The 11,378-nt window shown below is 74.1% G+C and carries 10 protein-coding genes; 6 read left to right on the top strand and 4 right to left on the bottom strand.

The features are described from left to right. Positions 1 to 6 precede the first annotated feature (6 nt). Together ACF08W_RS28060 and ACF08W_RS28065 are read left to right on the top strand one after the other, a co-directional pair. Positions 7 to 390, top strand: a complete 384-nt coding sequence (locus ACF08W_RS28060) for a helix-turn-helix domain-containing protein (protein ID WP_014048702.1) — start codon at positions 7 to 9, stop codon at positions 388 to 390. Positions 391 to 765: 375 nt separating this feature from the next. After that, positions 766 to 1,170: a hypothetical protein gene (locus ACF08W_RS28065; protein WP_385206419.1), complete on the top strand. Its 405-nt coding sequence runs from the start codon at positions 766 to 768 to the stop codon at positions 1,168 to 1,170. On the opposite strand, the gene ACF08W_RS28070 is transcribed toward ACF08W_RS28065, so the two are convergent. From ACF08W_RS28070 to ACF08W_RS28080, 3 genes are read right to left on the bottom strand one after another with little or no spacing between them, the layout of a single operon-like run. After that, positions 1,118 to 1,936, bottom strand: a complete 819-nt coding sequence (locus ACF08W_RS28070) for an SDR family NAD(P)-dependent oxidoreductase (RefSeq protein ID WP_392280923.1) — start codon at positions 1,934 to 1,936, stop codon at positions 1,118 to 1,120. The genes ACF08W_RS28065 and ACF08W_RS28070 overlap by 53 nt on opposite strands. A gap of 36 nt (positions 1,937 to 1,972) precedes the next feature. Then, positions 1,973 to 2,773 carry a DNA-formamidopyrimidine glycosylase family protein gene (locus ACF08W_RS28075; protein ID WP_392280924.1) on the bottom strand — a complete coding sequence of 267 codons (801 nt, stop codon included), beginning with the start codon at positions 2,771 to 2,773 and terminating at the stop codon, positions 1,973 to 1,975. A 46-nt stretch (positions 2,774 to 2,819) separates the two neighbouring features. Next, positions 2,820 to 7,475 (bottom strand): DEAD/DEAH box helicase, encoded by a 4,656-nt coding sequence (locus ACF08W_RS28080; RefSeq protein WP_392280925.1) that lies wholly within the window; start codon positions 7,473 to 7,475, stop codon positions 2,820 to 2,822. A gap of 85 nt (positions 7,476 to 7,560) precedes the next feature. On the opposite strand from ACF08W_RS28080, the gene ACF08W_RS28085 reads away from it, so the two are divergent. Next, entirely contained in the window at positions 7,561 to 8,352 is a 792-nt protein-coding gene (locus ACF08W_RS28085; protein WP_392280926.1) for an AzlC family ABC transporter permease, read from the top strand. Beyond that, positions 8,349 to 8,654 carry an AzlD domain-containing protein gene (locus tag ACF08W_RS28090; protein ID WP_385205276.1) on the top strand — a complete coding sequence of 102 codons (306 nt, stop codon included), beginning with the start codon at positions 8,349 to 8,351 and terminating at the stop codon, positions 8,652 to 8,654. The genes ACF08W_RS28085 and ACF08W_RS28090 overlap by 4 nt, the downstream gene beginning before the upstream one ends. 66 nt (positions 8,655 to 8,720) lie before the next feature. Here ACF08W_RS28090 and ACF08W_RS28095 read toward each other — a convergent pair whose 3' ends face one another. Next, complete coding sequence (locus tag ACF08W_RS28095; RefSeq protein ID WP_385205278.1) at positions 8,721 to 9,635, bottom strand: hypothetical protein; 915 nt, start codon at positions 9,633 to 9,635, stop codon at positions 8,721 to 8,723. 79 nt (positions 9,636 to 9,714) lie between these two features. Between ACF08W_RS28095 and ACF08W_RS28100 the strand changes: the two genes are divergently transcribed. Together ACF08W_RS28100 and ACF08W_RS28105 are read left to right on the top strand one after the other, a co-directional pair. Beyond that, positions 9,715 to 9,909 (top strand): DUF3046 domain-containing protein, encoded by a 195-nt coding sequence (locus tag ACF08W_RS28100; protein WP_352279566.1) that lies wholly within the window; start codon positions 9,715 to 9,717, stop codon positions 9,907 to 9,909. 183 nt (positions 9,910 to 10,092) lie between these two features. Then, on the top strand, positions 10,093 to 11,274 hold the full coding sequence (locus tag ACF08W_RS28105) for an AI-2E family transporter (RefSeq protein WP_385205281.1): 1,182 nt from the start codon (positions 10,093 to 10,095) through the stop codon (positions 11,272 to 11,274). The last annotated feature ends 104 nt before the right edge of the window (positions 11,275 to 11,378 follow it).

Below are 11,378 nucleotides of genomic sequence, written 5' to 3' on the forward strand. Positions count from 1 at the left end.
CCACCGATGATTCTGCTCCGTCGCCTGCTTGGTGACGTGCTGCGTCGGCAGCGCCAGCGCCAAGGCCGTACTCTGCGCGAAGTCTCCTCGTCCGCCCGAGTCTCGCTCGGCTATCTCTCCGAGGTGGAGCGGGGGCAGAAGGAGGCATCCTCCGAACTGCTCTCCGCCATTTGCGACGCGCTTGACGTACGGATGTCCGAGCTCATGCGTGAAGTGAGCGATGAGCTGTCGCTGGCCGAACTGGCCGAGTCGGCAGCAGCCAGCGATCCGGTCCCCGTGCCGGTGCGGCCCATGCTCAATTCCGTCTCCGTGACCTCGGTGGCCGGTGTGCCGTCGGGGCGGGTGACCATCAAGGCGCCCGCGGAAGCGGTGGATGTCGTCGCCGCCTGACCTTTTCGGTCCGGTGGGCAGTGGAAGCCCCAGTCGTCCCCGAAGGACGGCCGGGGCTTCCGTGCGTCCGGGCGGGCGCCCGTGCTCCTCGGGATGCGTCCGATCCTCCCGGGACGGGACGGAACCGCTCTGGATGCGGCGCGGGGGCTGTCGGGTGAGACTGCTGGGGAGCCGGAACACCGGCTCGGTCGGACCGCGGTCCGGCGCGCCGGGACCCCTGGCGGGCGTGCGCCGGCCCCGGGTCCGCCCGGGTCGTGCCGGTGGGCCGCCTCTGCGCCCTCCCGCCGGGTGGGCCTGCCGCACCAGGGTCTGACGTCGCCCGGCGGACGGCGGTGCGACGACGGTCCCTGGGCTCGGCCGGAGGAGGCAGCCATCATGGTGCGGCGATGGGGGCCGGCGCTCGTGTGCGGCGGGGTGTGGTGGTGGGCCGTGCTGCGGCTCGTGCTGGACCCGGCGGATGCGGGGCTCGTCGAGGGCGCGGTGGTGGCGGGCGGCTGGGGGCTGAGCCTGCTGCCGGTGCACGTGGCCGCGTCCGCCGGGGCCGCGCGGCCGGGAACGGGCGGTCGGTGGGGGTCCGGGGTGCTGCGGGCCGCGCGGGGGCGGGGTGCGGAGCGGGGCGTGGACGTACGAGGGCCGGACGAGGCCGTCGAGGGGCGGGGCGCGGGCAGTGGTGCCGGGGGGCGGGGGACGGACCGGGTGCTGCGGGATGCCGACCGGGTGCTGCGGGCTACCAGGGCATGGCTACGCCGCCGTTCGGGCGGAGGATCTGGCCGGTCATGAAGGCCGAGGCGTCGGATGCCAGGTGGAGCACGGTATGGGCCACGTCCTCCGGTTCGCCCACCCGCCCGAGCGGGGAGAGCCGCGCCATCGTCGCCTCCACCCGCTGCTGCTGCCCGGAGTCGTGGCGGGCGGTCATGGGCGTACGGATCCAGCCCGGAGCGACGGCGTTGACCCGGATCGCGTGCGGCCCCAGCTCGGTCGCGAGGGTCTTCGTCAGCTGGACGACCGCCGCCTTGGCGACGCTGTAACAGAACAGGCCGGGACCGGAGGAGTCGACGGCGCCCGAGGCCATCGTGATCAGTGAGCCGGGGGTGGCCCGTTCGATCATGGAGCGGGCCACTTCCTGGCAGGCGTACAGGACGCCCTTGAAGTTGACCGCGAGGACGCGGTCGAGGTCCTGGTCCGAGGTCTCCAGGACGCTGCTCGTGTGCATGATCCCGGCGACGGCGGCCAGGATGTCGACGGCGCCCGCCGACGCCACCGCCGCCCGGACCTGGTCGCGGTCGGTGACATCGAGGACATGGACATGGGCGCGCGCCGTGCCGTCTGCCCCGGTGATCAGCCGCCGGGTCTCCCGCAGCCCCTTCTCGTCGGTGTCCGCGCAGTGCACGTCGGCCCCCGCGGCCGCCAGCAGGACGGCGCAGGCCCGGCCGATGCCGCCCGCCGCACCGGTGACGAACGCGGAGCGGCCGGTGAGGTCGTACGCGGCGCGGCTCGGGGGAGGGGGCGTGGAGCGGGCTGCGGGCGGGGGCGTGGGAGGGGGCATGACCGGACCGTACGACCGGATCTGACGGTCCGTCAACTAGGGGGTGGGGCCCGACTGGCAGCGGGGGCACCAGTAGGTGGGGCGGCCGTTCTGGTCCGCGACGCGGACGGGGGTGCCGCAGCGCAGGCAGGGGCGGCCGGCCCTGCCGTAGACCCAGAGCCGTTCCCGGGGGGCGTGGCCGCGGTGGGCCGGGGCGGTGGTGATGCGTACGGGGCGGTCGCGGTTGGCGTCGAGGAGCTGCTGGGCCGTCGTGACCAGCCGGGGGGCGACGGGGTCGGGCAGCTCGCCGACGGGGAGCCAGGGGGTGACGCGGGCCAGGAAGCAGAGCTCGGCCTTGTACACGTTGCCGATCCCGGCGAGATTGCGCTGGTCCAGCAGGGCCTCGCCGAGCGGGCGGGTGGGCTCGGCGAGCAGATTGCGCAGGGCGGTCGCGGCGTCCCAGTCGGGGCCTAGCAGATCGGGGCCGAGCGGGCCGACCGCCTTCTCCTCGTCCCGGGTGCGGAGCAGCTCGAGCACGGGCAGCCGGTAGCCGACCGCGGTCTGTTCCGTGTTGCCGAGGATGGCGCGGATCTGGTGGGCGGGGCCGCCGCGCCACCGCTCGGCCGGGCCGTAGACGCGCCAGGCGCCGTCCATCCGGAGGTGGCTGTGCAGCGTGAGGCCGCCCTCGACGCGCAGGAGGAGGTGCTTGCCGCGCGGCACCACGCCCAGCACGGTCCGGCCGGTGAGGTCGGCGGTGGCGAACCGGGGCACGCGCAGGTCGCACCGGGTGAGCGTCCGGCCGGCGAGCGCGGTGTGCAGACGTCCTGCCGTCCGCAGGACGGTGTCTCCTTCGGGCATGCCTCCATGATGCGGGCGGGGAGGAGGGCCGCGACCTCTGCACGGGTCAGGCGCGCAGGCGCAGCCCTCTCGGTGTGGCCAGGAAACCGGCTGCCTCCAGCGTGCGGCCGATCGGGGAGGTCAAGGAGGGGGCGCCGTTGGCACGCTCCACCGTGACCGTGCCGAGGGCGCCGGACCGGGCGGCCGCAGCCAGTGCCCCGGCGGCGGCGAGGAGCGCGGCGTCGTCCGGATCGGCGGGCCAGGCGAGCAACGTCTTGCCGCCGCGCTCCATGTACATCGTCAGCTCGCCGTCGACCAGCACCACCAGGGCGCCCGCCTTGCGGCCGGGCTTGTGCGAGGCGCCGTCCGGCGGCTCCGGCCAGGGCAGGGCGGCCCCGTACGCGTTGGCCGGGTCGGCGGCGGCGAGGACCAGGGCCTGGGGGGCCGCGCCCGGCTCCCGGCGGTCGCGGGCGGTGGACGCGGCACGCAGCCGGTCCACCGCGCCGTCCATCGCGAACTGCGCGGCCCCCAGCCCCTCGACCACGTAGCCTCGCCGGGCCTGTCCGTTGTCCTCGAAGGCGGACAGGACGCGGTACATCGCGGAGAAGCCGCCTTCGACCCCCTCGGCCTGGACCGCGCCGCGGGTCACCACGCCGTGGCGGTCGAGAAGCGTGCGGGCCAGGGCGTGGGCGCGGTGCGTGGGCTCGGGCTCGGCGGCGGGCAGCAGGGACCAGCGGCCCGAGACGATCGGCGGGCCGGTGCGCGAGGCGGGCCGGGCGGAGGTGAGCGAACCGTACCGGCCGCGCGGGACGCTGCGTCTGGCGCGGTGGGCCGTCGACCCCGCCGTCCGGCCGGAGCCCAGCAGGGCACGCAGGGGGGCGAGCGTGTCGTTGGTGAGCCGGCCCGACCAGGCCAGCTCCCAGACCGCGTCGGCCAGTTGCGGATCGGTGCAGTCCGGGTGGGTGGTGGCCCGGACCTGGTCGGCGATCTGCCGGAAGAACAGGCCGTATCCGCCGCTCAGAGCGGTCAGGACGGACGCGTGCAACGCGCTGAGCTCCAGCGGGTGCGGGGGCGGCAGGAGCAGCGGGGCGCTGTCGGCCGGGTAGAGGGCGAGCCAGCCGTCCTTGCCGGGAAGGGCGCCCGCACCGGCCCAGACGACCTCGCCGGTGGTGGTCAGCTCGTCGAGCAGTGCGGGGGTGTAGTCCCTGACCCGGCCCGGCAGGACCAGCTTCTCCAGCGCCGACGCCGGGACCGCCGCCCCCTGCAACTGCTCGACAGCGCGGGCCAGCCCGTCGATGCCGCGCAGGCTGTTGCCGCCGAGATGCTGCCACTGGGGAAGGAACCCGGCGAGGGCGGCGGGCGGGACCGGCTCCAGCTCGTGGCGGAGCGCGGCGAGCGAACGGCGGCGCAACCGGCGCAGCACGTCGGCGTCGCACCACTCCTGGCCGATCCCCGCGGGGTGGAACTCGCCCTGGACGACCCGGCCGGTCCCGGCGAGCCGTTGCAGCGCCCCGTCGGTGACCGCGGTGCCGAGACCGAAGCGGGCGGCGGCTCCGGCGGACGTGAACGGGCCGTGCGTACGGGCGTAGCGGGACAGGAGGTCGCCCAGCGGGTCCTTCACGGGCTCGGTGAACGCCTCGGGGACACCGACCGGGAGGGCGGTCCCCAGGGCGTCCCGCAGCCGGCCCGCGTCCTCGATCGCGGCCCAGTGGTCCGCCCCGGCGATCCGGACCCGGATCGCCCGGCGGGCCGTGGCCAGCTCCGGAGCCCAGGACGGCAGGGCGCCGCGCTCGGCCAGCTCCTGGTCGGTGAGCGGGCCGAGGACCCGGAGCAGGTCGGCGACGCCCTCGGCGTCCCTGATCCGGCGGTCCTCGGTCAGCCACTGGAGCTCCCGCTCCAGCTCCGTCAGTACCTCCGCGTCGAGCAGCTCGCGCAGCTCCGCCCGGCCGAGGAGCTCGGCGAGGAGGTGGGAGTCCAGAGAGAGGGCGGCGGCCCGCCGCTCGGCCAGCGGCGAGTCGCCCTCGTACAGGAACTGGGCGACGTAACCGAACAGGAGCGAACGGGCGAAGGGGGACGGCTCCGGGGTGGTCACCTCGACCAGCCGGACCCGGCGCGCTTCGAGATCGCCCATGAGCTCCGTGAGCCCGGGAACGTCGAAGACGTCCTGGAGGCATTCGCGGACCGCTTCCAGGACGATCGGGAACGAGCCGAACTCCGAAGCCAACTGCAGGAGTTGAGAGGCGCGCTGGCGCTGCTGCCACAGCGGGGTGCGCTTTCCGGGGCTGCGGCGCGGCAGCAGCAGGGCGCGGGCCGCGCACTCGCGGAACCGGGAGGCGAACAGGGCCGAGCCGCCGACCTGGTCGGTGACGATCTGTTCGATGTCGCCCTGGTCGAACGTCACGTCGGCGGCACCGACCGGCGGTTGCTCGCTGTCGAACGAGAAGGCCGGTGACGGGGGCTCGGCCGTTCCCTGGTCCGCGCCCCGGGGATCGAGGTCCAGGAGGTCCAGCCCCATGAGGTCGGCGTCGGGCAGCCGGAGCACGATGCCGTCGTCGGCGTGCATCACCTGCGCGTCCAGACCGTAGCGCTCGGCGAGGCGGGCGCCCAGCGCGAGCGCCCACGGGGCGTGGACCTGCGCGCCGAACGGGGAATGGACCACGACCCGCCAGTCACCCAGCTCGTCGCGGAAACGCTCGACGAGGATGGTCCGGTCGTCCGGCACATGACCACAGGCCCGACGCTGCTCGTCGAGGTACGACAGGGTGTTGTCGGCGGCCCAGGTGTCGAGACCGGCGGCGAGCAGCCTCGCCCGCGCCTCCTCGGACGCCAGCCCGCCGATCTCGCGGAGGAACGCCCCCAGGGCGCGCCCCAGCTCCAGCGGACGGCCCAGCTGGTCGCCCTTCCAGAACGGCAGCCGCCCGGGAACACCGGGAGCGGGCGACACCAGGACCCGGTCGCGGGTGATGTCCTCGATCCGCCACGAGGTGGTGCCGAGCGTGAAGACGTCGCCGACCCGGGACTCGTAGACCATCTCCTCGTCGAGCTCGCCGACCCGCCCGCCGCCCTTCTTCGGGTCGGCGCCGGCGAGGAAGACCCCGAAGAGACCCCGGTCGGGAATGGTCCCTCCGGAGGTGACGGCGAGCCGCTGCGCGCCGGGGCGGCCCGTGACCGTACCGGCCACCCGGTCCCAGACCACGCGCGGCCGCAGCTCGGCGAAGGCGTCGGAAGGGTAGCGACCGGCCAGCATGTCGAGCACGGCGGTGAACGCGGACTCGGGCAGCGAGGCGAAGGGCGCGGCGCGGCGGACCGTCGCCAGCAGCTCGTCCACCTGCCAGCTGTCCAGGGCGACCATGGCGACCAGCTGCTGGGCCAGAACGTCCAGCGGGTTGGCCGGGACGCGGAGCGCCTCGATGGCCCCCTCGCGCATCCGCTCGGTGACCACGGCCGACTGCACCAGGTCGCCCCGGTACTTCGGGAAGACCACGCCGGTGGAGACCGCGCCGACCTGATGCCCGGCCCGGCCCACCCGTTGCAGGCCGGAGGCGACCGACGGCGGTGACTCCACCTGGATCACGAGGTCCACCGCCCCCATGTCGATGCCCAGCTCCAGGCTCGACGTGGCGACGACGGCCGGCAGCCGGCCCGCCTTGAGGTCCTCCTCGACCTGGGCGCGCTGCTCCTTGGAGACCGAGCCGTGATGGGCGCGGGCGAGCAGCGCGGGGGCGCCCTTCGCCGCACCGGACTCGGCCATGAGCTCGGCGGGGGAGTGGGACTCGGCCAGCGGCTCGCCGGTGAGCCGCTCGTACGCGATCTCGTTGAGGCGGTTGCACAGCCGCTCGGCGAGGCGGCGGGAGTTGGCGAAGACGATGGTGGAGCGGTGCTTCTGGACGAGGTCGACGATCCGTTCCTCGACATGGGGCCAGATCGACGGCTTGTCCGCCTGCGCCGCCTGGTCGGGCCCGGTGGCGGGGGAGCCGCCGAGCTCTCCCAGGTCCTCGACCGGCACGACCACCGACAGGTCGAACCGCTTCGTGGACGGCGGCTGGACGATCTCCACCCTGCGCCGGGGGGAGAGGAAGCGCGCCACCTCGTCGACCGGGCGGACCGTCGCCGACAGGCCGATCCGCCGCGCGGGGCGGGGCAGCAGCTCGTCGAGACGCTCCAGGGAGACAGCGAGATGGGCGCCGCGCTTCGTGCCCGCCACGGCGTGCACCTCGTCGAGGATCACCGTCTCGACCCCGGACAGCGCCTCCCGGGCCGAGGAGGTCAGCATCAGGAACAGCGATTCGGGCGTGGTGATCAGGATGTCCGGCGGACGGGTCGCCATCGAGCGGCGCTCGGCGGACGGGGTGTCCCCGGAACGGATGCCCACCCGCACCTCCGGCTCGGGCAGCCCGAGCCGCACAGACTCCTGGCGGATACCGGTCAGCGGGGAACGCAGATTCCGCTCGACATCGACCGCGAGCGCCTTGAGGGGCGAGACGTACAGGACCCGGCAGCGCTTCTTCGTCTCGGCCGGCGGCGGAACGGACGCCAGCGCGTCGAGCGAGGCGAGGAACGCGGCGAGGGTCTTGCCGGACCCGGTCGGCGCGACGACCAGCACGTCCGAGCCCTCGGAGATCGCACGCCAGGCGCCCTCCTGCGCGGGGGTGGGCGCGCTGAAGGCCCCCGCGAACCAGCCGCGGGTCGCGGGGGAGAACGAATCGAGTGCGGAACCGGCCATGCCCTCCATCGTGCACCCCGCCACTGACAACGGCCCCGACCGTCCCCGGCGACCCCGCCCGCGCCGCCCACGTAACGTTCGCGTCGTGGCAGATCAGACAATATTTCCAGGCGGGGGCGGTGCGCCGGACCCCGGCACGGCCGGCTCCGGAACCGGACCGGGCCCCGGCGAAGCGAAACCGGACGCCGCGGTCGTCCGTGACGCGCTCGGCGTCGGCATCGCCGTCGGACTCTCCGGCTTCGCCTTCGGCGTGACCTCGGCCGGGGCGGGACTGAGCCTGTGGCAGACCTGCGCGCTCAGCCTCGCCGTCTTCACCGGTGCCTCCCAGTTCGCGCTCGTCGGCGCGCTCGCCGCAGGCGGCAACCCGTACACGGCCGCCGCCGGGGCGTTCTTCCTCGGCGTACGCAACTCGTTCTACGGACTGCGGCTGTCGCAACTGCTGGCACTCCCGAAGGCGCTGCGCCCCTTCGCCGCCCAGTGGGTCATCGACGAGACGACCGCCGTGACACTGCCGCAGCCGACCCGCAGGGCCGCCCGCATCGGCTTCGCCGTCACCGGGCTGACCCTGTACGTGCTGTGGAACCTGACCACGCTGCTGGGGGCGCTCGGGGCCGAGGCGCTCGGCGACACCAGGGCGTGGGGGCTGGACGCGGCGTCGCCCGCGGTCTTCCTCGCCCTGCTCGCGCCGATGCTCAGGACCACCACCGAACGCGTCACCGCGGGGATCGCCGTCCTCCTCGCACTCGGCCTGCTGCCCGTCCTGCCGGCGGGCGTCCCCGTGCTGCTGGCCGCGCTCGCCGCACCCGTCGTCCTCTTCCTGGACGGGCGCCGGAGAAACGGCACGCCGGTAACCGCCACCGAGAAGGGGGACGGGTGAACGTCTGGATCGCCATCGCACTGACCGCCGTGGGCTGCTACCTCGCCAAACTGCTCGGGCTGCTGGTCCCCGCCGGTGTACTGGAGCGCCCGCTCACCCGGCGGCTCGCGGCGCTGCTGCCCGTGGCCCTGCTGGCCGCCCTCACCGCACAGCAGACCTTCGGGGACGGGCATCACCTGACCCTGGACGCCAGGGCGGCCGGACTCGCCGCGGCGGCGGTCGCGCTGATCCTGCGCGCCCCCTTCCTGGTGGTCGTGGGCGCCGCGGTCGTCGTCACCGCCGTGGTACGCGCCCTCGGATAGGGCCGGACGCGGCGGACCGAGGGGTTCCGCCCGGCCATGCATGGCCGGGCGGAACCGGGTGACGGCTCAGCCGAGGTCCCGTCCGTGGGCGCGCAGCGTCAGGAGGGCCCGGAGGGTCACGAGGGGCCGCCCCTCCAGCGCGGTCCCCGGGGCCCACTGCCGCCAGTTGACCGGCCAGCCGCCGTCGGCCTGCTGCGCGGCCGCGAGATGGTCGAGCGAGCGGGACAGCTCCTCGTCGGTGAACCATCGACGGGCGAGCGAGTCGGGCGTACGGGCGTAGTCGTACGGAAAGTGCTGCTCACCCGGCGCGTAGCCGGGCGCCACCGGGTACTCCGCGCGCCGTTCCGGATCCAGCACCACGAGCCGCTGGTCGCGCACCAGCCGCCCCAGCCGGTCGGCCGCGGCCTCGGCCCGCGCCCGGTCGGGGGCGCCGTCCAGGAAGGCGAGTGCCGCCTCGATCTCGTACGGATGCGAGCGGTCCAGGGCCTCCACCGCGGCCCAGCAGAAGTCGGTGGCCCTGAACAGCCAGGCGTGCCAGACCGCGTTGCGGTGCAGGAGTCCGACGACGGGGCCGGTGGCCAGCAGCTCCGCCGGCGGGTCGTCGACGATCGGGATGAAGGGGGCGGCGGGGTAGCCGCGCTGCGCCGGCAACAGGGCGGGAAGCGCCCCCTCCTTGGTCGACACCTCGGTGAGGAACCGGCAGACCCGCTCCACCCGCAGTCCGTCGCAGCGCCCGATGGAATCCAGCACATTGAGCGCGTGCGCGGTGTGCAGCGGCTGACTGACGGGGCCGCGCAGATCGGGTTCGAGCCCGTGCCCGTAACCGCCGTCCTCGTTCAGATAGGCGGCGAGCGCGGTTTCCACGGCGTCCGCACCGCCGTCCAGGAAGTGGTGCGCGAACCGCCGCTGCTCCAGGACGCGGGCCGTGAGCCAGATGAACTGCTCGGCACGGTTGAGGGGACTTGTTCCTGTTCCAGCCATGGACCGACCGTAGGGCGGTAAGCGCTCTCGACAAGACGTAGCGGCCCGGCTGCACTCTCAGGAGCGGGATACTGAGGTCATGCGGTTGACGATTTTCTGGGAACGGATGGCCGACCACTTCGGCGCGGCGTACGCCGACTCCTTCGCGCGCGATCATGTGATGGCCGAACTCGGCGGGCAGACCGTCCACCAGGCACTTGCCTCGGGATGGGAGACCAAGGACGTCTGGCGCGGCGTCTGTGCCGCGGTCGGCATCCCCGCCGACCAGCGCTGACCCCGGCCGGCCGACGGCCGGACCCGCGCCGTTGTCCGGGGCTGGCGGTCGTTCGTCACCGCGGTGGGTGAGACTGGGGGAGTGGCACCGACAGACGAGACAGCACAGACCCGATCGACCTCCACCCCCTCCGTCCCGCCCGCCGCGCCATCCGCCGCGCCGGCCGGCGGCGCGCGGGCACGCATGCCCGCGTGGCTGCCGCGTGCCATGGTGCTCGCCCTGGCGCTCTACGCCTGCTACCGGCTGGGCAGCTGGGCCTTCGACCAGCTCATCGGGTTGCTCATCAACGTCCTGATCGCGTTCTTCCTGGCGCTCGCGATCGAGCCGGCGGTGAGCCGGATGTCGGCCCGCGGCATGCGCCGCGGCCTCGCCACCTTCCTGGTCTTCCTCGTGGTGATGATCGCCGGAGTGGGCTTCGTCGTGCTGCTCGGCTCGATGCTCGCGGGCCAGATCATCGACATGGTCGAGGGGTTCCCGAAGTACCTGGACTCGGTGATCAACTGGGTCAACCAGACCTTCCGTACCGACCTCTCCCGGGTCGAGGTCCAGGACAGCGTGCTCCACTCCGACTGGCTGCAGAAGTACGTCCAGAACAGCGCGACCGGAGTGCTGGACATATCCACCACCGTGCTGGGCGGGCTGTTCCGGCTGCTGACGATCGCCCTGTTCTCGTTCTACTTCGCGGCCGACGGCCCCAGGCTGCGGCGGGCCCTGTGCTCCGTGCTGCCGCCCGCCCGGCAGGCGGAGGTCCTGCGGGCCTGGGAGATCGCGGTCGACAAGACCGGCGGGTACCTCTACTCGCGCGGTCTCATGGCCCTCATCTCCGGGATCGCGCACTACGTCCTGCTGGTGATCCTCGGGGTCCCCTACGCGCCCGCGCTGGCCGTGTGGGTCGGGCTCGTCTCCCAGTTCGTCCCCACGATCGGTACGTACCTGGCGGGCGCCCTGCCCATGCTGATCGCGTTCACCGTCGACCCCTGGTACGCGCTGTGGGTGCTCGGCTTCGTCGTGGTCTACCAGCAGTTCGAGAACTACGGCCTGCAGCCCAAGCTCACGTCCAGGACGGTCGACATCCACCCGGCGGTCGCCTTCGGGTCGGTCATCGCGGGTACGGCGCTGATGGGCGCCGTGGGCGCGCTGATCGCCATTCCGGCCGTCGCCACGCTCCAGGCTTTCCTCGGCGCGTACGTGAGGCGCTACGACGTCACGGACGATCCGCGGATGCACGGTCCGAACCGGCGCCGGGGAGAGCCGTTGCTCACCCGGCTGCGCCGTTCCTGGCGGGCCCCGGACCGGGAGGCGGGGACCGGGGAGGCGAGCGGCGGAAGCGGCACCGGAGGCCGGGGGGCGCCGGAGAGCGCCTGAGACTACGGCGCGGCGAAGCCGGGGGCGCGGGGCCGCTGCTCCCCTCCCGGCTCCCGGTCCCTCGCACGGCCGGGGCGGCGTGGTGCGCTTGACACTAAAATCGA

It is taken from the genome of Streptomyces sp. NPDC015144, from assembly GCF_043079735.1.
Classification (GTDB): domain Bacteria; phylum Actinomycetota; class Actinomycetes; order Streptomycetales; family Streptomycetaceae; genus Streptomyces.

Coding starts and splice junctions, on each gene's coding strand:
- ACF08W_RS28060 (WP_014048702.1), top strand. CDS start 7: ATGATTCTGCTCCGTCGCCTGCTTGGTGACGTGCTGCGTCGGCAGCGC.
- ACF08W_RS28075 (WP_392280924.1), bottom strand. CDS start 2,773: ATGCCCGAAGGAGACACCGTCCTGCGGACGGCAGGACGTCTGCACACC.
- ACF08W_RS28070 (WP_392280923.1), bottom strand. CDS start 1,936: ATGCCCCCTCCCACGCCCCCGCCCGCAGCCCGCTCCACGCCCCCTCCC.
- ACF08W_RS28095 (WP_385205278.1), bottom strand. CDS start 9,635: ATGGCTGGAACAGGAACAAGTCCCCTCAACCGTGCCGAGCAGTTCATC.
- ACF08W_RS28065 (WP_385206419.1), top strand. CDS start 766: ATGGTGCGGCGATGGGGGCCGGCGCTCGTGTGCGGCGGGGTGTGGTGG.
- ACF08W_RS28100 (WP_352279566.1), top strand. CDS start 9,715: ATGCGGTTGACGATTTTCTGGGAACGGATGGCCGACCACTTCGGCGCG.
- ACF08W_RS28105 (WP_385205281.1), top strand. CDS start 10,093: ATGCCCGCGTGGCTGCCGCGTGCCATGGTGCTCGCCCTGGCGCTCTAC.
- ACF08W_RS28080 (WP_392280925.1), bottom strand. CDS start 7,475: ATGGCCGGTTCCGCACTCGATTCGTTCTCCCCCGCGACCCGCGGCTGG.